General features: G+C 53.7%; 24 protein-coding genes and 3 pseudogenes. 13 read left to right on the top strand and 14 right to left on the bottom strand.

The window, feature by feature from the left end:
* Window positions 1-2: 2 nt before the first annotated feature.
* Complete coding sequence (locus tag ACLCGK_RS19940) at window positions 3-827, bottom strand: tyrosine-type recombinase/integrase (protein WP_410952738.1); 825 nt, start codon at window positions 825-827, stop codon at window positions 3-5.
* A 435-nt stretch (window positions 828-1,262) separates the two neighbouring features.
* On the opposite strand from ACLCGK_RS19940, the gene ACLCGK_RS19935 reads away from it, so the two are divergent.
* The 3 genes and pseudogenes from ACLCGK_RS19935 (at window position 1,263) to ACLCGK_RS19925 (ending at window position 3,898) form a co-directional block, all read left to right on the top strand.
* Window positions 1,263-1,433 (top strand): hypothetical protein, encoded by a 171-nt coding sequence (locus ACLCGK_RS19935; protein ID WP_410952737.1) that lies wholly within the window; start codon window positions 1,263-1,265, stop codon window positions 1,431-1,433.
* A 1,041-nt stretch (window positions 1,434-2,474) separates the two neighbouring features.
* Window positions 2,475-3,311, top strand: a pseudogene (locus ACLCGK_RS19930) (AraC family transcriptional regulator N-terminal domain-containing protein); the annotation flags it as partial.
* 245 nt (window positions 3,312-3,556) lie between these two features.
* Window positions 3,557-3,898 (top strand): cyclophilin-like fold protein, encoded by a 342-nt coding sequence (locus tag ACLCGK_RS19925; RefSeq protein ID WP_027615256.1) that lies wholly within the window; start codon window positions 3,557-3,559, stop codon window positions 3,896-3,898.
* Window positions 3,899-3,931: 33 nt separating this feature from the next.
* On the opposite strand, the gene ACLCGK_RS19920 is transcribed toward ACLCGK_RS19925, so the two are convergent.
* Window positions 3,932-4,822, bottom strand: a complete 891-nt coding sequence (locus tag ACLCGK_RS19920; RefSeq protein WP_027615257.1) for a LysR family transcriptional regulator — start codon at window positions 4,820-4,822, stop codon at window positions 3,932-3,934.
* Window positions 4,823-4,925: 103 nt separating this feature from the next.
* Here ACLCGK_RS19920 and ACLCGK_RS19915 point away from each other — a divergent pair, with 103 nt between their 5' ends.
* From ACLCGK_RS19915 to ACLCGK_RS19900, 4 genes are read left to right on the top strand one after another with little or no spacing between them, the layout of a single operon-like run.
* Entirely contained in the window at window positions 4,926-5,369 is a 444-nt protein-coding gene (locus ACLCGK_RS19915; RefSeq protein WP_027615258.1) for a cupin domain-containing protein, read from the top strand.
* 33 nt (window positions 5,370-5,402) lie between these two features.
* Window positions 5,403-5,915 (top strand): cupin domain-containing protein, encoded by a 513-nt coding sequence (locus ACLCGK_RS19910; protein ID WP_410952736.1) that lies wholly within the window; start codon window positions 5,403-5,405, stop codon window positions 5,913-5,915.
* Window positions 5,884-6,681 (top strand): carboxymuconolactone decarboxylase family protein, encoded by a 798-nt coding sequence (locus ACLCGK_RS19905; protein WP_027615259.1) that lies wholly within the window; start codon window positions 5,884-5,886, stop codon window positions 6,679-6,681. The genes ACLCGK_RS19910 and ACLCGK_RS19905 overlap by 32 nt, the downstream gene beginning before the upstream one ends.
* On the top strand, window positions 6,678-6,905 hold the full coding sequence (locus ACLCGK_RS19900; protein ID WP_155953453.1) for a hypothetical protein: 228 nt from the start codon (window positions 6,678-6,680) through the stop codon (window positions 6,903-6,905). Before ACLCGK_RS19905 ends, ACLCGK_RS19900 begins: the two co-directional genes overlap by 4 nt.
* Window positions 6,906-6,919: 14 nt before the next feature.
* Here the strand turns inward: ACLCGK_RS19900 and ACLCGK_RS19895 are convergent, their stop codons facing one another.
* On the bottom strand, window positions 6,920-7,141 hold the full coding sequence (locus ACLCGK_RS19895; RefSeq protein WP_410952735.1) for a hypothetical protein: 222 nt from the start codon (window positions 7,139-7,141) through the stop codon (window positions 6,920-6,922).
* An 87-nt stretch (window positions 7,142-7,228) separates the two neighbouring features.
* Here ACLCGK_RS19895 and ACLCGK_RS19890 point away from each other — a divergent pair.
* Window positions 7,229-7,419 (top strand): annotated as a pseudogene (locus tag ACLCGK_RS19890) (phosphoglycerate mutase family protein); the annotation flags it as partial.
* 36 nt (window positions 7,420-7,455) lie between these two features.
* On the opposite strand, the pseudogene ACLCGK_RS19885 reads toward ACLCGK_RS19890, so the two are convergent.
* The 3 genes and pseudogenes from ACLCGK_RS19885 to ACLCGK_RS19875 all read right to left on the bottom strand — a co-directional run.
* A pseudogene (locus ACLCGK_RS19885) lies at window positions 7,456-7,593 on the bottom strand (DNA polymerase V subunit UmuC); the annotation flags it as partial.
* Window positions 7,594-7,706: 113 nt separating this feature from the next.
* Window positions 7,707-8,903: a phospholipase D-like domain-containing protein gene (locus tag ACLCGK_RS19880; RefSeq protein ID WP_196173082.1), complete on the bottom strand. Its 1,197-nt coding sequence runs from the start codon at window positions 8,901-8,903 to the stop codon at window positions 7,707-7,709.
* Window positions 8,904-9,321: 418 nt separating this feature from the next.
* A complete protein-coding gene (locus tag ACLCGK_RS19875) occupies window positions 9,322-10,230 on the bottom strand; it encodes a LysR family transcriptional regulator (RefSeq protein ID WP_343598550.1) in 909 nt (302 codons plus the stop codon).
* Window positions 10,231-10,319: 89 nt separating this feature from the next.
* Here ACLCGK_RS19875 and ACLCGK_RS19870 point away from each other — a divergent pair, with 89 nt between their 5' ends.
* Window positions 10,320-11,429 (top strand): AbrB family transcriptional regulator, encoded by a 1,110-nt coding sequence (locus tag ACLCGK_RS19870; protein WP_410952734.1) that lies wholly within the window; start codon window positions 10,320-10,322, stop codon window positions 11,427-11,429.
* 11 nt (window positions 11,430-11,440) lie between these two features.
* On the opposite strand, the gene ACLCGK_RS19865 is transcribed toward ACLCGK_RS19870, so the two are convergent.
* The 4 genes from ACLCGK_RS19865 to ACLCGK_RS19850 form a co-directional block, all read right to left on the bottom strand.
* Window positions 11,441-12,208, bottom strand: coding sequence for an IclR family transcriptional regulator (locus ACLCGK_RS19865; RefSeq protein WP_281869288.1), 768 nt, complete (start codon window positions 12,206-12,208; stop codon window positions 11,441-11,443).
* A 129-nt stretch (window positions 12,209-12,337) separates the two neighbouring features.
* Window positions 12,338-13,657 carry an MFS transporter gene (locus ACLCGK_RS19860; protein ID WP_230380524.1) on the bottom strand — a complete coding sequence of 440 codons (1,320 nt, stop codon included), beginning with the start codon at window positions 13,655-13,657 and terminating at the stop codon, window positions 12,338-12,340.
* Between the two features lie 178 nt (window positions 13,658-13,835).
* Window positions 13,836-15,038: a CaiB/BaiF CoA-transferase family protein gene (locus ACLCGK_RS19855; RefSeq protein WP_343598552.1), complete on the bottom strand. Its 1,203-nt coding sequence runs from the start codon at window positions 15,036-15,038 to the stop codon at window positions 13,836-13,838.
* The gene (locus tag ACLCGK_RS19850; RefSeq protein WP_329603055.1) at window positions 15,035-15,976 is read right to left on the bottom strand and encodes a hydroxymethylglutaryl-CoA lyase; all 942 of its coding nucleotides are present in this window, start codon (window positions 15,974-15,976) and stop codon (window positions 15,035-15,037) included. Before ACLCGK_RS19850 ends, ACLCGK_RS19855 begins: the two co-directional genes overlap by 4 nt.
* Window positions 15,977-16,368: 392 nt before the next feature.
* Between ACLCGK_RS19850 and ACLCGK_RS19845 the strand changes: the two genes are divergently transcribed.
* From ACLCGK_RS19845 to ACLCGK_RS19830, 4 genes are all read left to right on the top strand, one after another.
* The gene (locus ACLCGK_RS19845) at window positions 16,369-17,301 is read left to right on the top strand and encodes an SMP-30/gluconolactonase/LRE family protein (RefSeq protein WP_343598554.1); all 933 of its coding nucleotides are present in this window, start codon (window positions 16,369-16,371) and stop codon (window positions 17,299-17,301) included.
* A 106-nt stretch (window positions 17,302-17,407) separates the two neighbouring features.
* A complete protein-coding gene (locus ACLCGK_RS19840) occupies window positions 17,408-18,694 on the top strand; it encodes a citrate:proton symporter (RefSeq protein WP_343598555.1) in 1,287 nt (428 codons plus the stop codon).
* 268 nt (window positions 18,695-18,962) lie between these two features.
* Window positions 18,963-19,625, top strand: coding sequence for a TerC family protein (locus tag ACLCGK_RS19835; RefSeq protein ID WP_343598587.1), 663 nt, complete (start codon window positions 18,963-18,965; stop codon window positions 19,623-19,625).
* An 88-nt stretch (window positions 19,626-19,713) separates the two neighbouring features.
* Window positions 19,714-20,961, top strand: coding sequence for an OprD family porin (locus ACLCGK_RS19830; protein WP_343598556.1), 1,248 nt, complete (start codon window positions 19,714-19,716; stop codon window positions 20,959-20,961).
* Between the two features lie 249 nt (window positions 20,962-21,210).
* Here ACLCGK_RS19830 and ACLCGK_RS19825 read toward each other — a convergent pair whose 3' ends face one another.
* The 4 genes from ACLCGK_RS19825 to ACLCGK_RS19810 all read right to left on the bottom strand — a co-directional run bounded on the left by ACLCGK_RS19825 (window position 21,211) and on the right by ACLCGK_RS19810 (window position 25,031).
* Window positions 21,211-22,212 carry an NADP-dependent oxidoreductase gene (locus tag ACLCGK_RS19825; protein ID WP_343598557.1) on the bottom strand — a complete coding sequence of 334 codons (1,002 nt, stop codon included), beginning with the start codon at window positions 22,210-22,212 and terminating at the stop codon, window positions 21,211-21,213.
* 96 nt (window positions 22,213-22,308) lie between these two features.
* Complete coding sequence (locus ACLCGK_RS19820) at window positions 22,309-23,052, bottom strand: SDR family NAD(P)-dependent oxidoreductase (protein WP_343598558.1); 744 nt, start codon at window positions 23,050-23,052, stop codon at window positions 22,309-22,311.
* Between the two features lie 26 nt (window positions 23,053-23,078).
* Window positions 23,079-23,912, bottom strand: coding sequence for an alpha/beta fold hydrolase (locus ACLCGK_RS19815; protein WP_410952733.1), 834 nt, complete (start codon window positions 23,910-23,912; stop codon window positions 23,079-23,081).
* Between the two features lie 36 nt (window positions 23,913-23,948).
* Window positions 23,949-25,031 (bottom strand): alkene reductase, encoded by a 1,083-nt coding sequence (locus ACLCGK_RS19810; RefSeq protein WP_343598560.1) that lies wholly within the window; start codon window positions 25,029-25,031, stop codon window positions 23,949-23,951.
* Between the last annotated feature and the right edge of the window lie 7 nt (window positions 25,032-25,038).

Raw genomic sequence — 25,038 nt, 5'->3', positions numbered from 1 at the left:
CACTACTCCAGACTTTTATTGCCTGACCGCTCCCTGGCTATTTTCAGCCTCAACGCAGCAATCCTTTTTTCATGAAATCCGATAATCATTTCATCCACACCTTTATTGCCATCAGTTTTGAAAGCAGTAAAAGCGACCGAAAGCTTCTCGTTGAGTAACTGGAGACTCACAATTGCGTACCTAGCGACACTTGCAACATCGGCATGTCCTGTCAAGGCCATGACCTCGTAATCTGACAAGCCAATCCCCTCGGTATGTTCGACGAAATTCTTCATATAAAAACAATAACTGTGCCTCAGGCTATGCAGCTTTAACCTGTAGCGATCAGTCTTAAACCCCAGCACACCTTCAGCTGCACGAGTGAAAGGTTCTGCAATTACGCTCCCATAATCACAGAGGAACAATGGATATCCAAATTGTGACTGAAACACGAAATCATTATCTACATGTGCCCGATATTCGTACGTCAAGTATTTTTCAAGATTTTCAAAAAACATCTCCCCGTATGGCTCCAATAGCAACGTATATTTTGTCATCCGCCCTTTCCATGACAACATGTCAATTTGACTAGCGCTCAGGCCGGCATATGAATCTTGCATGCTGCTTCGATCTGAAGGATTGACCGCATAGACCTCACGCCTTTCGAAGTCAATATCCGCCCACAATAGTTGCAAAGCTTCAGATGCTCGCAAAGAGGTTGCTGCTATAAGAGACCACAGAGCAGCATCTCGATAAGAAGGAGCAGACCTTATTAACTCGCCAATTTTATCGAGTGGAAAGAATTTATCTTCTTCGTAGGGATCATGATTTTTCTTGGCTTTCGGCAAGTGGCCAAAAACATTCTTTTGGAGTTTCTTGAACGCTTTACCTTCCTACCATACATACCCTCTAAAACAAGAATCTCTTGCTCCGACCTAGGTTGCCCGACATTCTTCAAGCTGCCGATTAGTTGAATCTCGTCACTAACGTCAGTATCTGGTGGCCAGGCTGCGGAATCTGCGCAATGCTCATAGCACGACTCAATCAGTTGCTCTATCGCGGCATGATGAATCCCGGATGTTTTGTTACTTACCATTGGAGAGGGTCTTCGTCTAGCAATCGCCTGCACCAATGGCGACATAGATCTCAAACCTTGAGTTATATAGGAGTGATACAATCGAGCAAGCATGATGTAGCTTGACCTATCTACGGCTCCGCAAACCTCCAACCCCACAACTAGATAATCTAAAAAAGAAGCACCCTTGTAGGAGTAGGATTTCATCGTGTTGAAGCTGAACCCCAACCCAATCATCCATATAATGAAAATTTCAAAAGCCCGTGATTTCACCCATACACCCGGCGATGCTTCTGATAGACACTTAAAGGCATTACGCCCTAGACAGACATCCTTTCTCACCACATATTTTAAATTTGGCATGCTGGCACCTCCTTGATGGAATACTTTTGGCATTTATCAAAGAAACCATTGCTACCATTGATAGCCACGCGGCTTCAGGCGCACTATATGGCGCAATCAATATTGCGAGCGACGTAGATTCAAAATAGAGGTGACATATATACAGCTGTTCTTCATCTACCGCGACCATGTCAATTGCCGAGTCAGAAAATTATCAGACCCGACCAAACAGTATTGCCTATAGAGTTAAATGCCTGATTATTCAATGCAGAACTCCAAAAGCCTATTAAAGCCGCTGAGGTCGTGCCCCCCTACCGACCAAAATTGCATCAAGGGGACAGTCGAACAAACTCAACTTTATGAACCGTCAGGATCTTGCCGACCCTTTGAGGAGGGCACACAACCATTTGCCAGGTCGTGCCCGTGAGCTTCGATCCTCATATTCATACCATCCTCTTACTCACCCTGAACCGTAATCCAACAGCGCTCTAAGCACTAGCTGAGAGTAGCTCACACGGCAAGCATAGCAAGTAGGGAAGTTCCCACCCTAGATATGAATAATAATCTACCATATGTCAATTTAGAGAAAATTAAATCACCAACTACAAACAAAAAACGATATCAGACAAGCACTTACAAAAAACAATAAATCCCAAGATATTCTTATTTGTATAAAGCCATGAAACATTCGCACCCCAAAAAAATTTTCATTTGTATATCTCGGTGCTACTCATATATTTGAATTTGGAAGACCCATCTATCCACTTCTATATTGCTACAGTCGGGTTTCTAGAGGCATCGCCTTCCCATAGCTCGATCATCATCATCTGTATTGCAGCCCGAAGATCTCAAGCACAAAGCCCACCAAGGTGCGGCCCGGCAACGGTTCAGCTCCGATCCGCAGCTGGCTGCTCGAAGCTGCCCCGGTCAACCCCTACCGTATGGTCTGGCGCTTTACAGAGCCTTCGGCCAGGTATATCCGAATCCATCACAAGACTGCTGATCAGTAGGTGGTCGTTACCGCCTGCCCTTTCCTGTACGAAGCAGATCTTCGATGGGGGGGAAAGATGCCTAAAGCATAAGCGTCTATCGACGCAACGCACCAGCCCCACCGATTACGTGCATTGTCGAACCAAGCATCGTTTTGGTTGCGCAAGGGGCAAAGGAAATGGTTATCGGCGGTGACGTATTCCCATACGACACGACTCGTTTTCTGGTCACATCGCTAAACATTCCCGCCAACTCTGCGGTGACTGTGGCCAGCGAGGAAGCCCCCTGTCTTGGCTTGGTGTTCAAGCTCGATTTGCGCACACTGGCCGAATTGATCGCGCAAGATGGTCGCCCTCCTGCGAGCGGTCAGTCCTTTTACACCAGCGCTGGAGTTGGTGGACTGGGCCAGAAGCTATTGGAGAGCTTCACCCGCCTGATTGAGCTGTTGGAGGAGCCCGATGCGATCCCGGTGCTCTGGCCCTTGATTCAGCGAGAGATACATTATCGGTTGCTGCTAAGTGACCAAGCCCCTCTCCTGCGCTATATCGCCTCCGTTGGCAGCAAGGGTCATCGAATCGCAAAGGCCATCGACTGGATGAAGCTCAACTACGCCGAGCCTCTGCGGGTGGACGAGCTCGCCTCTAAGGTACAGATGGGCCTCTCCACATTCCATCAGCACTTCCGGCAGCTCACCGCAATGAGTCCACTGCAGTACCAGAAATGGTTGAGGTTGAACGAGGCAAAACGCTTGATGCTCAACGAACACCTCGATGCAGCGACTGCCGCATTCAAGGTTGGCTACGAAAGTCCATCGCAGTTCAGCCGCGAGTACGGGCGCCAGTTCGGCATGCCTCCAAAACGCGATATTGCGGAACTGCGTTTAGGTGCGGAAAGGTCAGCTTCCTCCCTCCCCATCGTACCCTGATCCTCAGCCTATAAGACGTCGCCCAACCCAGGATACAAGGAGATGCAATGAGAAGGCACACACCCCACAGGGCTTTATGTCCTATAACCGAAAAGGCCGCTGTCTATCGATGGCCTGTTCTGCAGCACCTTGGTAGGGTAAGTGGACTACTGACACTTGTTTTAGCTCACACATTTCCGGCTAGTGCATCTGATTTCCAAACGGCGAAATCTGGCGAAGCGAAAGCTCAACAGGAGATACCCTACATGCAGATGTCAGTAGGCGAGCGGCATTACAGAATCAGGTTGGCTGACACTGAGGCAGCTCGTGCCTTCTCCGCGTTGATACCCCTGACGCTTGAAATGGCCGATCTCAACAGTAACGAAAAGTATGTCGATCTCGCGGTATCACTCCCCAAGGATGCGAGCGTTCCAGGAACGATCAAGGCAGGGGACGTCATGCTGTATGGATCAAAAACCCTGGTGGTCTTCTACAAGACATTCAAAACGTCCTACTCTTACACCCGTATCGGAAACATTGAAAACCCCGACGGCCTGATGCAGATGCTTGGCAGTGACGATATCCGAGTCGAATTTTCCCAGCACTGAAAGCCGGCTGGACATATGACATCACGCAACCTCTTACTCGCTTCGGAGTGCTTCAAGAACAACCCTGAAAGCAGCGGTTTGCTGCCGGCGCGTGGGGTAGTAAAGGTGATAACCAGGGAAGAGCTCCGACCACTCAGCCAATACCTCTTCGAGGGCACCGCTGCCGATATGCTCCTGAGCGTGTACATCGGTCACCTGGGCCAAACCCACCCCTGCCAGACAGGCATCCAGTATTTGCAACGAACTGTTCATGATCAGGGGCCCTTGCACCCGGACGCGAAACTCGCTGCCATCGTGGGTGAACTCCCAAGGATAAAGGCCGCCGTGCGTAGGCAACCGCAGGTTGATGCACCTGTGGGCCATCAACTCCTCGGGGCGGCGGGGTACTCCATACCGCTTCAAGTAGGCGGGTGAGGCTACGGTAACCATCCGCATGGGCGGCCCAATGGGCACAGCCACCATATCTGCATCGATGATGCCGCCCAAACGTACACCCGCATCGAATCGCTCGGCAACGATGTCGGTCAGGCCGTAATCGGTCATCAATTCAATCGTGACATCCGGGTAGGACTCGATCACCGGCTGTAGTTTCGGCCATAGAACATGGCGGGCGGCGAACTCATCGGCTGTGATCCGCACCGTCCCTGAGGGGTGTTGCCCGAACTCGGTCAGGCCACCCAGGTGAGCATCGATCTGATCCAATAGCGGCGCGATATCTTGAAGCAGTTTCTCCCCTGCCTCCGTTCGCGTGACACTCCTGGTGGTGCGGGTGAGGAGGCGAACACCGAGGCGTTCCTCAAGACCCCTTACTGTCTGGCTAACGGCTGAAGGTGACACACCCAATCGTGCCGCTGCCCGAGTGAAATTACTCTCCCTGGCTACGGCCACAAAGACCACCAGATCGCTCAGATTGTCTGCTTTCATTGTTAAGCTCAGCTTCAAACCGATTTCTTGATTTTGCTAATACTCGAATTAAAGCGCGGTCGCTACAGTTGTCTCAATTACATTTTTGAGAGGTTAAAACAACATGGCGGCCAACAACCTTTCCAGCGTGGCCACGCAAATCCACCGTGCAGGCTCGGCCAATGCGATCCAAGGGCCTGCCGAATGGTTCACGGGGCGAGTACGCATCGACCGCGTCTTCACAGCGCCTGCCCCCGCTCGAGTTGGCGTTGCAGTGGTCAACTTCGAGCCAGGTGCTCGTACCCACTGGCACACTCATCCTTTGGGACAAGCCTTGCTAGTTACCGATGGGGTGGGCTGGACGCAGTGTGAAGATGGCCCGAAGACCGAGATCCGCGCAGGCGATCTGATCTGGTGCAACTGCGGACTCCGACATTGGCATGGCGCGACGGATACTACGGCTATGCAGCATGTCGCGATCAATGAATATATGGATGGGAGGGCCGTAGATTGGCTGGAGCCAGTGACTGACGATGTCTTCCTGAGTGGCCCGGTGGAAAAAGGCTGAGCTGAGATCACGTGCTACCCAAGATCTCTGACCATGAGGGTTTCCAACATGAATGCTCACCCCATCACAGCTGCGATATGCCTCTCTGCGTTGCAACTCGCATCGAGCGAAGCAGCTGAAAATTCCTCATCCCGCCAACAGGAAATAACCAGAGCGGGTAAACAGGCCTCTATGGTTGGCCCCTCTCAATTCTTCACCGGTGCCGTGAGGATTGATCCGGTGTGGCCTGCGGACTCGGGTATTAGCGCCTCGGGAAGCTTCGTGACATTCGAGCCGGGGGCACGTTCTGCATGGCATACCCATCCTGCTGGCCAGCGGCTGGTGGTCACTTCGGGGGTAGGCCTGACTCAACAATGGGGCGGCTTTATCCAGGAGGTTCGTCCTGGGGATGTCGTGTGGTGCCCTCCAGGCATTAAGCATTGGCATGGAGCTGCCCCCACAACGAGCATGACGCACCTTGCTGTTACAGCGACAGCTGAAGGTAAAAATGTCCACTGGATGGAGAAAGTGACCGATGAACAATACAGCGGGCCGCATGCTCAGTAAGTGGATCAATGCCGGGATAGCAACCACATTCATGATTGGACTAGGTGCTACGGAGATGGCCTCGTCTGATCCAATCGGAACGCGCAATGTCATGAGCCACCCCATTTCATCCCAATCAAATTCCAAGTTGCTGAGCGAGGAACAACAAGCGGTTGTCGTCGCAGCCGCGCTTGCTGCCATTGGTGACTTGCCCCGCTTGAATACTGCTCTGGATCAGGCCTTGGATTTGAAACTAACGGTCAGCGAACTGCGTGAGGTACTTGTACAACTCTACGCCTATGCCGGCTTCCCCCGATCTCTCAACGCGCTGACGGAGCTGATGCAGGTGCTGGAATCACGCAAACAGCGCGGCATCGTTGACGATCCAGGTCGCGAACCTAGCCGTCCAATACCTCAGGGTGACGCTCTGCTGGCCGCAGGTACCGCTAACCAGACGAAGTTGTCGGGTTCACCGGTTGAGGGGCCCCTGTTCGATTTTGCCCCGATAGCTAACCAATACCTCCGCACTCACCTGTTTGGTGACATATTCGAACGAGACACCTTGGATTGGAAGACGCGTGAGCTGGCCACAGTGGGAATGCTTTCCGCGCTTGCGGGAGTCGAGCCACAGCTTCAGGCACACATGCGAATCAGCACAAATACAGGAGTCACGATTCCGCAGCTACGCCATCTCTGTCAAACTTTGAGTGACCGTGTGGACACTCAGTCCGGTGATCGAGCCGCAAATGCTCTAGAAAAACACGTGGCAAGCACTGCCAAGGGATGATTAACCATCTCACGCTTGATGGATTGCCTGAGGTGCTCGGGCATGTTGTTGTGGACGTGGAGGTCGACCGGTACGCCCACCAATTCGGCTATCGCTACCTGGCCATCGAGCCTGCCAATGCCAACGCATCAGCGTTCGCCGAAAGGTTGGGCTTCAGTCCACGCGACAATGGCCGTCACTGGATCGGTACGGTCGACGACGTGCAGAAAGCCTTGAATAGCTGATAGGTAGGACGTGATCAGCCAACGGCTCGATGGCCTTTCTCTGCCGGCCCACCCAGGGCTCGAAGCTGATAATCAGTGACGGCTTGAAAGCGATGCTCGGCCATCAACCGCAGACGCTCCAGCTCCATCCCCACGACCCCATCAGCTTCGGCCTGATGGTAGACCTTGAGCGCCTCCACAGCCTCGGTGTACAGGTGGTGGTCGGGCATGAGCACCTTGCTCAGATCTCTTTTCACGATCTCTCCCTTTCGCCATGGCTATCCCACTCGATGCCATGCCAGCATGGCGCAATCCAAGCAACGTGAGCCAGGAAAGGATAGTCGATGAAGAACGTCAGGCTGATACCCCACGGCGAGAGCGCCGCCAACGCTGGTTAACCCACCAGGGATCACGCAAGCATACCTTGACGGCAAAAGGCCTGGAGCAGGCCCAGATGGTCGCAAATTCCCATGCGAACACTCCTGACCTAATCATTGCCTCGCCGTTCTTGCGCGCCCATGCCTGTGCGGATGCTGAATCCGAATGCGCAACACAACGACTCTGGGGCCTAAGGCTTTTCAGCGGCACGTGAGGCGTAGGTTGAGACAGTTTCCTTGATGGAGAGATCTGTCAGCCGCTGCCCAAACATTCTGCTGCAGCAAATTTCCTGCTTCGCCGGGTTGGGCTCATCGAGCTTTAGCCACGTCGTTCTTGGCTATTCATGCACCCACCTGCCCCAACGCTTCACCCTGCGCGAAAAGTTAGCCCGACTGACTAGAGGAGCAAGGCCAGACGCTCGCCCCGAAGCTCATGAAACAAACACTACCCTTCCAACCAGTACACGTAATTAAATAGAGCGTCTATCTCGGAGAAGTTTTTTAGCCCCAAATCAGTCTGCACCCTTTTAACATCGCGACAAAACTCTTCATACAGCGCTGGTGACACATTCGACTTCAACGTACTTAGTGGGTATTGATTGTAACCAGCAACCATCATTCCACTTACCGCGTTCTGATTCATAACCGCGTACCGCTTATTATCCAGAGCGTGCAATATCTCTGTTAGCACGTTGATTCCGGCACGATCTATATTCACGAAATGATTGTGTAACAATTCGAATGCTTCGCCCGGAGTTGCTTTCTTCAGCCTCAATACATCTGCAAGTGCACTGACAAAACGCCTTGCGTTTCTGGATACGATACCCTTGCCGCGATGTAACCCCCCAGAATGAAAGCACCTAAGCAAACTGTCATATGCGTCAGAGAAGTCGCCGCTCGACACCTTACCTAACTCTGCGATGCCTTTAATACGTTGCCTGGCCATGCGCCGAGCACGTGCTCGCTGCGTCCGCTGAGCTGTAAACCCATCAACAGACGCATCTGCCTTCATATCTGCTAGCCGGACTGCCAACACATCTAAACTACGTATTTCACCCCGACTGATCTGACCCGCACGCCTTTTCGCCATTTTACGCCAAGCCTCGTGAATAGCATGGAGCTTTGCGTAATGGTCAATGCCTGCCTGTGTTGCCAGAACAAGTGTCCCGTCGTTGATCAAACTATCCAAATGCTCTTGAATAGATGCCATTAAGTTACCTTGAGGGTCGCTAGCTACCACCGATGCCTCATAATTATTGCAAAGACCACCAGCAGTAAGGTTCGCCGAACCTACGATGACTCGGCATCCTTTCGGCCCACGCACTCCATACACTTTTGGATGAAAGGTGTAATCTGTATTGCTGATATAGAACTGCATGCTTTTCTTATTTTTTTTCTGTAGCTCAAGCAGTCCATTCAACATCGCCGGATCGGTCACAAACAAGCTCAGGCCAATCGCCACGCGAGCTGTCATACCACGAGCAATCGCTTGTTTGAACGGAGTCAAGAACGTGTCTTTGGCAGAGAGTTTTGCGAAGGCAACCATGCACTCTAGATGCTCAGCATCGGCCAGAAAACCGCCAATTTCATCGCTATGCCCCGAATCCTCGAGGTTCAGTAACAGCTTCAATTCCTTTGACATTTTTTCGCCCTAGAGACTATTTTTCAAAGGTGAGCTTAACAAATCGCTCGATCCGAATCTCGGCGTAATTGCATCAAACTCGCTAGGAACTTGCGCATGCGAGCCGTACTGGTCTGTTCAATGGAGATGCCGATGTCATAGTGTCGACAGGTACGTACTCACTGCCTTCGCCTAGTCCATCAAGATTGGCCGAGCTTGAGCAGAGTTTACCAAGCATTCCGCAGAGCCTTGTTTCAGCTTACACATCTTGGATTCACTCAAACGGTGGCTGATAGCCCGTCGCTTCCAATAATCTTCACGGCTTTTTCACATGCAGTATGGGAGCGTTAGCTATCCCTACGTGTGATAGATCTTGCCCGCCTAGCAGCGGGCTTTCTTTTGCGCACAGACTCTCATCGTCTTGAGGGTGTGCAATTTCTCAATTACCTCCCTCCTGCATGAATACGCCACCTTTTTCTCGCAGAAGCTCAACCAATGCGGCGGCAGCAGAAGGCAGATAGCCTTCCGCTCTCACAGACACCGCAACAGTCCGCTTCATAGTTGTTTCGATCAGCGGAACCTCTCTCAGTCGAGACATTCCTTGGCCAAACTCGAGAGTCTCACGAGCAAGAAAACTCAGGAGTTGGGTACGAGCAATCAAGCGGGGTAACAGTGAAATCGAATTGGTTTCGATTTGGACGCTTGGCGGTGGAAGCTGCCGTGAAATGAAGGCGTTGTCTATCCAGCGCCTAGCCGTAACGGTTGGCCCCGGCAGCACCCACTGGTAACGACACAGCTCATGCTGATCAAACGGCGTCGAGAAAATTGGATGGTCAGCGCTGGCGACGACCACCGCTTCATCCTGGAGCACTGGGTAGATCTTGAATTCCGGATCGTTAGTGACAAGGGGGCAGATAATTGCATCCAGACGCCCAGCCCTGAGGGACTCCCTCAAGACATCATCCTGGCCAATGGATAGCTTGAGGGTCAGCTTCGGCGCCCTATTCAACAGCTCTTCCGCCAACTGTGGCAGCAAATACTCGGCCATGCTCGCCGCACACCCCAGTCGGATGTTGCCTACCAGGCCATTGGCATAATCCCGGACTTCTCGTTCGGTTTCTGCAATGTTGATTCGCAGCTGCTTGCCCCTGGCAAGCAATAGCTCACCTACATCGGTCAGCTTGATCCTTCTGCCGTCTCGCTGAAAAAGCCGGGCACCGAGAGACTCCTCCAAGCGTTGAATGCTTTTACTCAACGCCGGCTGTGATCGGTTGAGCTTCTCAGCGGCTCGTCCGAGATGCCCCGTTTCGGCGATGGTTTCGAAATACGCCAGGTCACGAAAGTCCATGATTCATGAATTTCAGTTATAGGTTTATCGAAAGTAGAAAATAGACTTGATCAGTTCAGGCGTCGATAATTTTTGCTGCCACCTGCGGAATGTCCCTACGTGGAGCTATTGCCTGGAGATACAGCTCGTTGCAAACCTCAAAATCCGCCACAGCCCTGCGCTCCCTTACCCTCAAGTGGATCTCACTAACAGGCACCGCCGGAGCGGTTGGGCAGGGTCTTCACGCGTTAGCAGTACCAGCCGGATTGTTTCTAGGGCCGATGCTTGTCGCCATCACGTTCGGAGTGTGCGGGGCTCAGATGCGCTTGCATCGGCACATCTTCCGCTTCGGTCAAGGCTGCGTTGGTCTGCTGGTAGCTCATTCCGTGACCTGGTCAGTTCTGATCTCGTTGGCCCACTCATGGCACATCATGCTTCTCGCAACATTGATCACAGTAGTCTTAAGCGCCGTAGTGGGCCTTGGAACCGTTCGATACGGTGGCATTCCTGGAAGCACTGCTGCATGGGGAACAGCGCCAGGCGCAGCTTCTGCAATGGTTTCCATGGCTGAAGAATACGGTGCTGATTCACGAGTCGTGGCGACCATGCAGTACGTCCGTGTCGTCTGTGTCGTAATGATTGGTTCGCTGGTGAGTCATATGCTTGGCGCGGCCAGTATTCCCGTGGAAGTAGCATCATCGAATAACGCGCTGCATGGCACTGACCTTTTCAACGTCTCGCTAAGCCTGGCAGTAATTCTGTTTGGCGTTTCGGCAGGCACGAAAATGCCAGCGGGAGCCCTGCTGATGCCGCTCCTGATCGGAGGCATATTGCAACTGACGGGAGTGCTAGACATCACGATGCCAGCTTGGCTACTCGCTATCGCCTATGGCGCCATTGGCTGCTACATCGGACTTCGCTTCGACCGCGTTACCGTGCGGTACGTCTTTAAGCACTTGCCAGCGATGATTCTGGGTGCAGTCATACTGATCATGCTCTGCGCGTGCTGCGCCTGGCTTTTAGCCTATGCGACAGGCACTGATTTTCTTTCGATGTACTTGGCGACTAGCCCAGGTGGGCTGGATGCCATGGCCATTATCGCGGTAGAGACACATGCCGATGTCGGCATGGTGCTAGCGATGCAGACGCTTCGGCTCTTCGGTGTAATTCTGACCGGGGCTTTCTTCGCCAGGCAGATAATCCGCCTGACGCAGAATTGACCCTATCCAACTTACTTGCTCTCGTTTAATTCCAGTGCAATGAGAAGCTCGCGATTATTGCCACCAAGCAAACTGGTGGCTTGAGCCGCTCGCCTTAGCAAAAGCAGTCGGGCCGCTTGGAGCTGATCCTTGTTGAAACGCTCGGATGGGCCAGACAGCGTAAGTGCGCCTTTAAACTCATTGCCAATACCGAATACAGGAGCCGAGATCGATGATGTATCTGGGTCACGCTCACCAAACGAGGTGGCCCAGAACTGCTCCCGTATCTCAGCTAAAGCGCGGTCTGCTGGCGGGCCGAATGCCCTGAGGATTTTTCCAGAAGCTCCAGCATGCAGGGGGAATCGATCACCCTCGTGGATGCTGAAACGCACTGCTCGTTTGGGTTCAACTCGGAACAGCACCACCCGGATATCGTTTTCGATCACGTAGAACGAAGAGGTCTCTCCGCTCTCTTCAGTCAGTGCCTCAAGCACCGGATAGATCGTATCTCGCAGCCTGAACGAAGCCTGGTAAATCTGAGCCAACCGCAAGGGCTCGTGACCCACCGTGTACTGTCCATCAGCTAGGCGCCTGATAAAGCCAGCCCTCTCCAGGGAGCTCATGAGGCGAAGTATGGTGCTTTTGTACAGGCCAGTACGACGAGCGATTTCAGCCAAGGGAAGGCTGCTTCGGTCGGGCTCGAACGCCCCGAGAATGGCAAAGGCTCGATCAACCGCCGCCACCCCTCCGTCATTGTTCTTGGAAGCTTCGGCTACCACAGGGTCATTTTTTGGCGACATCAGACTTCTTCTCGGCACTATCGTGAAAAAGCGGCCCCTTGAAGGGGCCGTTCAGATGGCTGATACCTTACCTGTGAGTACGGTTAGCAGCTAGTCCATTGTCCAGAACACCGTTCTACTTAACCAGCATCAAGCATCACGCATGAACAGTCGCAGAGACAATGCCATAACGGCGGCGAAAAACAGGATGCATCCCATGACCATCAGCCCCGCCGTGAAGGACTGGGTGTAGTCCTTCAGGAAGCCCATCAGATAAGGCCCTACAAACCCGCCGAATGCTCCGATAGAGTTGATGAGAGCAATACCCCCAGCAGCAGCTTGCCCACTCAGGAACTTTGCCGGCAACGTGTAGAAAATCGTTTTCGCCGAAATCGTACCCACCAAGGCCAGGGTGATCCCTGCCAGTGCTGGAATCAGAGCGTTCATGTTCAGCGCGAAGATCAATGCAAGACCGGCCAATACCAGCGCAATGATCAGGTTCAGGATCCCACGTCCGCTCCGGTCGACATGCTTGGCCCAGAACAACAGACCAATAGTGGAGAAGAAGTAAGGTACTGCAGCGACCCATCCGATCAGGCTTATTTCAACGCCCTGCGCTTTCAGCATCTGAGGCAGCCAGATACCGATACCGTAAGTGCCGATAGTGAAGCTGAAGGTGATGGAGCTGAGAATCCAGACTCGAGGGTCTTTGAGGGCTGCAGCGAAGCCGTGGCTTTTTTGGGTGCTCGACTTTTCCTTGTCCAACATGCCGGTAAGAGCGTCCTTCTCTTCTTGAGTGAGCCACTTGGCCTCACTAGGACGGTTGGCAAGCACCTTCAGGGTAATGAGTCCAAGGACGCAAGCTGGTAAGCCTTCAATGATGAACATCCACTGCCAACCCGCGAGCCCCCATGCACCATGCATTTGCAACAGGTAGATAGAAAGCGGGCCACCCACAAGGAATGAGATCGGCGTTGCAACCGTGAACCAAGCCAGCACCCGAGTGCGGTACTGGGCAGGGAACCACAGCGTGAGGAAGAAAATTACCCCTGGGAAGAAGCCGGCCTCTGCAACCCCAAGAAGGAAGCGAACAACATAGAAACTATAAGGGCCAATCACCAATGCTGTGGCTGCCGCTGCAAGCCCCCAGGTGATCATGATACGGGCCATCCAGAGCCGAGCACCGTAGCGATACATGGCCAGGTTGCTCGGGACTTCGCAAAGACAGTAGCCCACGAACATGATCCCCGCGCCCAGGCCAAACTGAGCTGCAGTAAGTCCGAGCTGGTCGGTCATCTGCAGGGCGGCGTAACCGACGCTGGTGCGATCCAGGTAGTTGAAGAAATAAGCCAGCGCGAGCAATGGAATTAAACGCCAGGCTGCTTTCTTCATCGCACGCTGCTGCAATGAGGTTGTGGCATCAGGTTGCGGCATGGACAAGTGGGTATCCGGGGTCGTGACATTAGCCATGACTGTATCCTCGGTTTTGTTGTTATGAATACCGTGGCTGGATGGGCCATCGGCGAGCGCAGGCCTTTGGTACGTCCCGTACCTGTATCGCTGCTGATTACGCCCGAAAGTCATTTCGAGCTGGACATCTGAAACTCATCGAAAGCGAGCCTCTCAAGGAGACTCGCTACACCTGTTATCAGGCTGATTTGACCGTGCCACTGGCTTCAAGCTGGGCGATCTCGTCGTTGCCGTAGCCAAGTTCAGCCAGCAGCTCTTTTGAGTGACTGCCCAGATCGGGGACGTTGAGTCGGGCGCCGAAACGCTGCCCGTCCATCTCAAATGGCAGCATTGGAACCTTGACTTGTTCACCATCAGGGAGAGTCAATTTCGCCATTCCGCCAGATTGATTCAGGTGTTCGTCCTCAAACATGTCCTCAGGACGCTGGATAGGGGAGAACGGCAGGCCTGCTTTCTCACAGAGATCCATCACAGTCTGCTTGGCCATTCCAGACAAGCGCTCCCGCACCAAAGGAATGATTCGGTCGCGAGCCTGAACACGTTGATTGTTTCGAATCAGTTCGGCGTCCCCACCAAGCTCTGGGAAGTCGAATGCCTGGCAGAACGATACCCACTGTGAGTCGCTGACGACGCCCATGAATACCTGCTCACCTTCCTCGGCAGTTTCGAAGACGTCGTAGATTGCCCATGCCGAAATTCGGCTTGGCATAGGCGCCGCTGCTTTCCCGGTCACGACTTTCTGCATCATGTGCTGAGCGACCAGGAAGGCCGAGTTTTCAAACAGACCTGTCTGGACGAACTGGCCACGGCCTGTCTCTTTACGCTGCAGCAGGGCCGCCAGAATCGACACAGTGCTGAACATGCCGCCCATCACGTCATTGACGGAGGCGCCGGCACGCAGTGGGCGTCCCACAGGCCCTGTCATGTAGGCCAAGCCGGTCATCATCTGGACAACCTCGTCCAGCGCCGTGCGCTTTTCATAAGGGCCTGGCAAAAAGCCCTTCATCGAGCTGTAGATGATGTCGGACTTGATTGCCTTCACTTGCTCGTAGCCGAGGCCCAGTTTCTCCATAGCACCTGGCCGGAAGTTCTCGGTCACAACATCAGCCGTAGCAATCAACTTTTTGACTGCGGCCATGCCTTCTTCAGACTTGATGTCTACAGCAAAGCTCTTTTTGTTGCGGTTGTAGGTCATCCAGTAGCCGGCACCGGAGCCCATCAGTCGGCGAGTGTTATCTCCTTCTGGTACAGGCTCCACCTTGATGACTTCAGCGCCAAGATCAGCGAGAAGAAGACCAGAGGTCGGGCCCATCACCATGTGGACAAACTCGACGACTCGGATACCAGCCAGTGGCAGAGACTTTTCTTCGTGCTGGCTCATACGGCCTCCTTCGCATAGGTGAAATTCTTGCCAACGCCGGCATCAGGGATGAAGCCGTATACAGGCTCTCCAGGGAGACCACGGAGAAGCACTTCACGAGCGGCAACCAAGCGATCAATGTCGACGCCGGTTTTCAGCCCCATGGACTCAAGGAGATACACCAGGTCTTCTGTGACGATGTTGCCCGATGCACCTGGCGCGTATGGGCAGCCGCCCAGACCACCTTGAGAACCATCGAACGTCTTCACACCCGCTTCTAGCGCAGCGACTACGTTGGCTAGGCCTTGGCCACGGGTGTTATGGAAGTGAGCACTGCCAGCGAGGGCGCCGAGTTCCTGGAACAGTCGAGTGAAGAGTCGACGTACCTGGGTTGGATTGGCGTAACCAACGGTGTCGGACAAACCGACCTCATCGACGCCCAACTCCGCCATCTTCAGGGCAATTGCAATTGTCTCGTCATCAGTAACGACACCTTGGAGGGTGCATCCGAACGCCGTCGACAAGCCTGCCTCGATCTGCACACGCGGGAATCGCTCATTGCGCAGGGCAACGACCGCTTGAACTTCATCGAAGACCTGAGCATGTGTCTTGCGGATATTCGAGATGGAGTGCTGCTCGCTCACGGAGATGGGCAGAGTGATCTTATGGATACCTGCGTTGAAGGCTGCCTCCGCGCCCTTCAAATTCGGCACTAGCGCAGTGACGAAAAGATTCGGCAGGGTCAAGGCATGGGCAACGACCTGTGCAGTATCGGCCATCTGCGGCAGCAGCTTCGGGGATACAAACGAGCCTACTTCGATTTCTTTCAAGCCAGCGTTTGCCAGAGCCGAAATCCACTCCAGTTTCAGCTCAGTAGGCATGGTGGCCTTGACGCTCTGCAAGCCGTCCCTAGGCCCGACCTCGCTGACGAGGATGTCGATTTCTGTCGGTTCTTTCACGGAGGTTCTCCTGTTGCTGGGGAGAGCCTGCCCGAACATTCATGCATTGCAGCTGCAGGGTGAAGCGCTGTTTTTTATGATTGTTCTGTCAGGCAGAATTACGTTCTGTTTTAGTATCTACCCACAATTTCGCACCTGTCAATGAGAGCGACGATGAACGGTGGGAGAGCGCCTGGGCTTGATGCAAGAGAACGGAGTCGCTTGTCTTAGGACACTTGACAGGATGGGAATTAGCTTAGAAAGTGTTCTACCAAGAGCACCGACGTTCTGCTAGATAGAACATAGCTCGAGAAAATAAGATCCTGCTGGCGACATACACTGACGGTACTAACTCAAACACCTGCCGTTTGAGCGTTTTCGTTGGTGCGCCTGTTTTCACATGGAGATTTGCCATGAGCCTGTATGCCCCACCAGAAGAACGGCCAACAGAGGTCTTCAGCAAATTGCCGAAAGAGTTTTGGCGAGACGGCGATTCCGACTGGGTCAGAGCCAACAAACCAGGCCAGCAAGTTGCTAGCTTCCTGGAAGGGCCGTCCTTCGATCAGGCGGGCAATCTCTATGTCACGGACATTCCGTATGGCCGGATTTTCCGCGTCTCTCCAGAGGGCGACTGGGAGCTGGTGGTCGAGTATGACGGCTGGCCTAACGGCTTGAAGATTCATCGGGATGGTCGGATTTTCATTGCGGATTACAAGAACGGAATCCTCGTTCTCGACCCAATCAGCAAGCGAATCGAACCCTTTCTGACGCATCGTCGGAGTGAGAGCTTCAAGGGTGTAAATGATCTTTTCTTTGACCAACAAGGGCACCTCTACTTCACCGACCAAGGTCAGACAGGCATGCACGATCCAACGGGACGCGTATTCCGCTACGACCTGGAGCAGCAACGCCTGGATTGCTTGCTGGATAACGGCCCTAGTCCTAATGGTCTGGTGATGGATCTACATGAGAAAGCTCTTCTTGTGGCCATGACCCGTGGCAATGCGGTCTGGCGACTTCCTCTTCAAGCCGACGGCACTACCTCCAAGGTAGGCGTCTTTACCTCCATGGCCGGGGGCGTAAGTGGCGCAGACGGTATGGCGCTGGACGACTCAGGAAACCTGTACGTCTGCGATGCTGGCAATGGATGCGTTTGGGCATTCGACTCCCACGCTGTACCGCTCTATCGATTCAAGTCATGCACAGAAGGGCGCACGCTGACCAACCTCGCTTTTGGCGGTGAGGGGAATCGCGGCTTGTACATCACCGACTCATCAACAGGACACATCTTGAGGGCTGATCCCGGCCACAAAGGGAAGTGCATGTTCTCGCACGCTCCAGCCTAACGAATACGTGCTGAAGCCCTGTGCAAATGGCGCACGGGTTTCGCTCGGCCCCAAAAAGGCCCAGCGAACCCTCCAACTCATACAAAACAGATAATAAGAGGGCAAAATGCTCACACTCTTGAGCTACACAATGATCGTCTGCTTCATGTACCTCGTCATGAGCAAACGCCTGTCACCACTGGTTGCCCTCATCTTGGTGCCGGTCGCATTTGCCAGCCTGGGTGGCTTCGCAACCCAGCTCGGCCCGATGATGTTCGATGGCGTGAAGATGCTGGCCCCGACCGGCATCATGCTGACGTTCGCGATTCTCTACTTCTGCATGATGACCGATGCAGGCTTGTTCAATCCTTTGATCAAGCTGATTTTGAAATGTGTGAAAGGCGATCCGCTGAAGATTGTCATCGGTACAGCAGTGCTCGGCATCTGCGTAGGGCTGGATGGCGATGGCGCAACAACGTACATCATCACCACTGCTGCGCTACTCCCTCTGTACCGACGCACTGGGATGAGCCTTCAAGTGCTGGCGACGGTTCTGTTGCTGACCAATGGGGTGATGAACATTCTCCCATGGGCAGGGCCTTTCTCTCGTGCAGCGAGTGCCATGCACGTAGATATCACTGAACTCTTCCTTGAAATGCTGCCGCTCATGATCGCGGGCGCCGGCTGGGTGATTTTCTCTGCATTCTACTTGGGCACCAGAGAGCGCCGTCGCCTGGGCGTTGTAGAGCTCGATCACGATGAGGTCATGAGCCACTTCACCGAATTCAAGCTGACTGACTGGCGCTTCCTGTTTAACAGTGTGCTCACAATTACGCTGATCACCATGATGATGCTCAGCATCATGCCTCTCCCGATTCTGTTCATGCTTGCCTTCGGCCTGGGCGTATTGGTGAACTTCCCGAGCGTCAAAGACCAAAAAGAAGTGATCGGTAAATACGCCGATAACGTCATGGCGGTAACCCTGCTGATCTTCGCAGCGGGCATCTTTGTCGGGATCATGTCTGGCACCGGAATGATCAAAGCGATCTCGGAGAGCTTGATCCATGTGATCCCTGAATCCGCCGGCCATTTCATGTCGGTCATCACAGCATTTCTCAGCATGCCTTTCACCTACGTGCTGACCAATGACGCTTTCTACTTTGGGATTCTCCCTATATTGGCCGAGACCGCTAGCCATTACGGCATTGGCGCGAAAGAGATGGCCATCGCCGGCCTTATCGGGCAGCCAGTCCATCTGCTCAGCCCCCTGGTTGCCTCGACCTACCTGCTCTGTGGACTGCTCGACCTAGACTACGGCGACAACCAGCGAGCGTCCATCGGCTGGAGCATCGGTACATGTCTGGTGATGTTCGTGGCGGCTATCGCCATTGGAACCATCGACGTCCTCAACTGAGGATCTTCCTCAGCCGCGCAACGCACAGGGGGGCCAGCTCACCTGTGCTTGAAGCAATTGGCTTCACTCATGAAGCCATATTGCGACTACGGCCTTCCACAAGAAGGTCGGTAGCTATAACGGTCGTTTGACCTTTCTGGTGAGCTGCTCGGAGCCACGAACGCCGGGCGCAAGTGAACCTTGGTGACGGGGGGCAACCCCCGGCCACCTCACTATTTTGGAGAGAGATGTGCAGTGGCTTTTTGAATCGATCACCTGGTCGGCACTGATGCAGATCGTTGCAATCGACATCCTCCTCGGGGGCGACAACGCTGTCATCATTGCTCTGGCGTGTCGAAACCTACCAATTCAACTGCGTAACAAAGCCATTCTGGCTGGTGTTGCCGGCGCAATACTTTTGCGGATTGCATTGCTGTTCTTCGCAATCCAACTGCTGTCCCTACCTGGACTGAAGATCGTCGGCGCAATCTTGCTGATCTGGATTGGCATCAAGTTGCTCAAGCCGGAAGACGATGATCATGGCGCAATTAACGGTGGTGTCAGCCTGGTCACCGCGATCAAGACCATCATCGTCGCCGACGTGGTGATGTCGCTGGACAACGTCCTGGCTCTGGCTGGGGCTGCTGGTGGGGATCTATTGCTCGTCTCGCTCGGCGTCTTGATCAGCATCCCCATCATCGTCTGGGGTAGCCGCCTGGTTCTTGCCCTGATGGATAAATTCCCTCAAGTCATCATCCTTGGTGCAGGGCTGCTCGGCTGGATATCGGGTGGCATGTTGGTGAGTGATATTTGGCTCCAGCCAAGAATCCCATTCCCTGCCGAGGTCACGCATTACGCAGCCAGCGCCGCTGGAGCACTGATCGTGATCGCGGTCGGAGTACTGATCAAAAAATCCAAGTCTGCTGCAACCGAAACACACACAACACAGTAGTAATACCGCGTAACTCCAACCAACAAAAACAATTTGGCTGTTTCTGCGTGCTCATCTCTTGTGCGCGCAGACAACGCCTGGAGTAATCATGAAGGCACATAATGCAATCCCGGTCTGCACCTTGCTAGGTCTCAGCAATCTTGCCACTCCCGTACTGGCGGAGGGCTTCATAGAGGATTCCAAGGTCTCTCTGCAAACGAAGAATTTCTATTTGAATCGAGACTTTCGAGATGGAGCAGGCCAGAACAAGCGCGATGAATGGGCCCAAGGTTTCAATTTCGATGCCAAGTCAGGTTTCACGCCTGGCCCTGTAGGCTTCGGAATTGATGCCATTGGGATGCTCGGCCTGAAGCTGGACTCCAGCCCCGACCGGACAGGCACTGGGCTTCTGCCAGTGCATGATGATGGAAGAGCTCCAGACGAATACTCCAAGCTTGGATTGACAGCGAAAGCACGTTTCTCTGAAAGCCTACTTGAGGTAGGGACACTGATCCCGGACATGCCTACCGTTAAAGCCAACAATGGGCGCATCTTCCCGCAGACCTTCAGAGGTGGATTGTTGAGCATTGGAGACATCGAGTCCTTTGATGTCGTGGCGGGTCGTCTCACAAAAGTCACTGATCGCGACCAGACGGCCGCTCAAGACCTAGTGCTGAACAACAAGAACCGCCGCTTTCAGGCCGGCATTTCAGCTGATCATTTCGACGTGGCAGGTTTTGATTACACCTTCTCCAAAAACCTTGTCGGCTCGTATCAGTTCGGTTCACTCGAAGATATTTACACCCAGCACTTCTTCGGGCTTGTTGGATCTGTTCCCTTGCCTGCGGGCCAGTTGAAGGCAGACCTTCGACTTGCCATCAGTAGAGACAGCGGCAGCTCAGCAGCAGGAAAAGTCGACAACAGATCAGCCAACGGCATGGTCACGTACAATCTCAAAGGCCACGGCTTTGGCGTCGGCTATCAGCAGATGTCTGGAGACACCGCCTTCCCTTACATTGACGGCACCGACCCCTACTTGATTAACTTCGTCCAAATCAACGACTTCGCCGGCGCTAAAGAGAAGTCTTGGCAGCTTCGGTACGACTTCAATTTCGCCACAGTGGGAGTGCCAGGCCTAACCTTCATGTCTCGTTACGTGAAAGGTCGTGATGTCGAGCTCGTTGGTAATACCACCGGCAACGAGTGGGAGCGAAATACCGAAATCCAGTATGTATTCCAGAGTGGCGCGCTGAAGAACCTGGGGATCCGTTGGAGGAATGCGAGCTATCGCTCTGACTTCGCCCGAGGCACTGACGAAAATCGTCTCATCATCAGCTACAGCATTCCTTTACTGTAGCTGCTTCCCCCGTATACGGTGCTTGGGGTCGTGCTCGTGGGCGCGATGGCTACTGCGTTCGTATGCTTCTTGAATGCCGAATAACTACCAGGGCAGAACGGCTGAACAAACCGCACCTGGACTAAACTGCAGCCATAAAAAAGGGGAGCTTTCGCTCCCCTTTGTGCTTCACGTACCGAGTCCTAAGAAAGGGTGCGATCCGCTTCTGGCTTGGGCTGACGCCACCCTGAGGGCTCCTGGTCGCTTCACTCACTTCATCTGGACAACAACCTTGCCTCTCGCTCGCCCCTGCGCCAGATACGCGAGCGCCTCCTTAGCGTCTTCGAACGAGAATACCTTATCGATGACCGGCTTGATTGAGCCGGCGCTGATAATATCAGCGATTTCTTGAAGTTGAGCACCATCGGGGCGAACAAACAAAAACGAATAACTTACCCCGTGCCTTTTGGCAAGGCTTTTGATCTTCCTGCTCATTAGAGAAAAGACTACTTTGAAGATAAAATTCATCCCACGCTTTTCAGCGAATGCCTTGTCTAACGGGCCGATAAGAGAGACGATTTTACCACCAGATTTAAGAACACTTACAGACCGTTCAACTTCATCGCCTCTGACAGTACCCAGAACCAAATCATAGGAAGTCAAAACATTCTCAAATTTCTGCGCTTTGTAGTCGATTACCTCATCAGCCCCCAAGCTACGTACTAGGTAAGAGTTTGCAGCACTGGTAGTTGTTGCGACTTTAGCGCCGATGTATTTTGCAAGCTGAATAGCGAAAGTACCAATACCACCCGACCCTGCAGGAATGAATATCTTCTGACCGGACTCCAGATTGCCGCGCTCTCTCAGCGCTTGCCATGACGTCAGGCCGACCATAGGGACAGAAGCTGCTTGAACATAGCTCAGGCTCTCTGGCTTATGGGCAGCTGCAAACTCCGGCACAGCTACAAATTCAGCAAGGGTGCCCACGCCGAGGTCGAATACGCTGGCAAACACTTGGTCGCCAACCTTGAATTTCGTGACGGCACTGCCCACACCTACAACGACACCCGCAACGTCGCTGCCCATGGTGCCGGGCATCTCAAACTTCAGAACTTCCTTGAAAATCCCAGTAGGAATCATGTTATCAACAGGATTTAGCCCTACCGCATAAACATCAACCAGAAGCTCGTCCGGCTTTACCGAAGGCTTAGCGACTTCCATAAATCCGATATCAGGAGATTTTCCGTAGCGCTTAAAAGTCAAAGCTCTCATATCAATAAAACTCCAATTACTCTTTGATATTTGTCATCGAGCCGGAAAACGCCTTCTAAGTCGCTCTACGGTCTGGACATAAACATAAAACAAGAATTACCAGCTTTCTTTGAACGGCCTGAGGTCGAGTTCTTGAGTCCAGGCGGATCGTGGCTGGCGATGCAACGTCCAGTAGTTCTCAGCAATCGCCTCGTATCCCAACAGCCCTTCTTCCCCGATGCTCTCCACCCTGGCCGGGGCGGCATTTCGCAGTCGGTCACCCAGGATGCCGCCATCGATCACGACGTGAGCAACATGAATGCCCTTAGGCCCATACTCGCGTGCCATGCTCTGGGAAATCATTCGCAATCCCGCCTTGGCGGCGGCAAAGTGGGCAAAGCCAGGCTTGCCCCTCAAGCTTCCAGAAGCACCGGTAAAAATCACGGTGCCTCGGCCAAGAGGAACCAGCCGCCTGGCTGCTTCTCTGCCAACGAGGAAGCCGGCGTAGCAGCCTACTCGCCAAAAGTCCTCGAACTGGCTGGCCGTGAGCTGAGTGAAATCGATCAAGGCGTTATTGCCCGCGTTGAAGACCACGACGTCAGCAGGGGCTCGGCCCGCGCCTGGAGACATCGCAAGGTCAAACGCTGCGATGACTTGCCCTTCGACGGTGACATCAGTCTGCAACGCTTCGGCGCTCCCGATGCCGGAACGCCGAATATCTGCAACGACTTCCTCGATCTTTTCCAAGGTTCGGCCTGTGACAATGACGTGATACCCCTCTTGGGCAAAACGCTTACAGACCGCTCCACCGACACCTCGGGTAGTGCCAACACCGAACACGATTGCAGTAGGCTGACTCATTTGTCCGACTCCTGTCAGCGGTTGTCTTAGTCACGAAGAAATGCCAGAGCTTTCGCAGAAAAGTCAGCATGGTTCTGGAAAATTCCGCCGTGACCAGCATCCTCGTAGATAACCAGCGTAGAGCCAGAAATGCGCTCTGCCATATCGCTGCTAAGTGCGGACGGAACCATGATGTCTTGGTCGCCGTTGGCGATAAGCACCGGAATATCCAGGCTAGACAAGTCCTGTGGAGCTTGCTGCCCCCAAGCCTGAATGGCTTGAAGCTGGCGACCGAAGACTTCCTGAGTGACAGGAACATCGCGGTCGCTCTGGCGTTCAAGCATGGCATTCAGAAAAGCACTAGCAGCCTGCTGGCTCGCCTCGCTCGACGTGAAGAAGAGATAGGTCTTCGGATCAATTCCTTCGGACATCGCCTTCTGGATCAGCGGCATGGAAACCACGGCGACTTGGTCAATGTCCTTGCCCCCGGCAGGGCCGGTGCCGGTCAGGATCAGTTTGCGCACGAGGCCCGGCTGGGTGATCGCGATCTCCTGAGCAACGAAGCCACCCAACGAGAAGCCGAAGAGGTCGACCTTGTCGAAGCCCAGTGCCTTGATCAGCGCCACGGAATCGCGCGCCATTTCTGCGACGGTGAGCGGCGCGACACCACCAGACAAACCAATGCCGCGATAGTCCGTAGCGATTACATGGTGATGCTTAGCCAGCTCGTCGACGATGCGTGGATCGAAGTTGTCGAGAACGGCTCCCCAATGATTTAGGAGGATGAGGGGAACGCCACCTTTGCGCCCGAGCTCACGGTAAGCGAAGGCAACACCATCGATCTCGAGGGTCTGGTTGGGTGCGGCGATGTACTGGGTCATATCAATGATCTCGAATTGAAGATGGACGCGCTGGGCTTAAGCGTTTTCCAATGCGGGATAATCGATGTAACCCGCTGCACCGCCGCCGTAGAGTGTCGCGGGGTCGAAGCTTGCCAACGCAGCACCGGAGTTCAATCGCTCGACCAAGTCAGGGTTTGCGATAAAGGGCCGACCAATCGCAAACAGATCTGCTTGCCCTGCTGCCAATTGAGAGGAAGCCAGCTCCACGTCATAGCCGTTGTTGACCATCACTGTGTTGGTGAATCGCTTGCGTAGGCTGGCGTAATCGAACGGAGCAATATCACGTGGGCCACCCGCTACGCCTTCAATAACGTGGAGGTACACAAGGCCAAGCTCATTGAGCTTGTCGACTAAGTAGTCGTACTGTTCTTGAGCGTTGGTGCTGGAAACATCATTGAACGGGGAGACAGGCGAAATGCGGATGCCCGTCCGCTCAGCTCCAATTTCTGATGCCACCGCCAGGGCAATTTCCAGAACGAGCCGTGCCCGGTTGGCGACCGAACCACCATAAGCGTCGGTACGTTTGTTCGCGCTATCTTTCAGGAACTGATCCAGCAGGTAGCCGTTGGCTGCATGGATCTCGACCCCATCGAAGCCGGCCTTGATGGCGTTAGCTGCAGACTTTCGGAAGTCTTCGACAATGCCTGGGAGTTCTTCGATACGAAGCGCACGAGGCTCGGAGACATCCACGAGTTCGTTGTTCACGGAGACCTTGGTAGCAGCTCGAATTGCAGAAGGTGCTACAGGCGGTTGACCGTCCTGGTAAACGACGTGTGATACCCGGCCAACGTGCCAGATCTGAAGGAAGATACGACCACCCTCAGCATGGACGGCATCGGTCACTTCGCGCCAAGCGTTCACCTGTTCTTGGGTGAAGATGCCGGGCGTGTTCTGGTAGCCCTGAGCTTGCTTTGAAACTTGGGTAGCTTCAGTAATCAACAACCCTGCAGAAGCGCGCTGGCTGTAGTAGGTAGCGGCGAACTGGCTCGGCAGCAGGCCCTCCTCCGCTCGGTTGCGCGTCAGCGGCGCCATCACGATACGGTTGGAAAGGGTGATTGCCCCAAGGGTGTAGGGCTCAAATACGGATTTCTCAGTCATTCTCAAC

It is taken from the genome of Pseudomonas sp. S1(2024), assembly GCF_046557535.1.
This window is presented reverse-complemented; position numbering and strand designations above follow the sequence as displayed.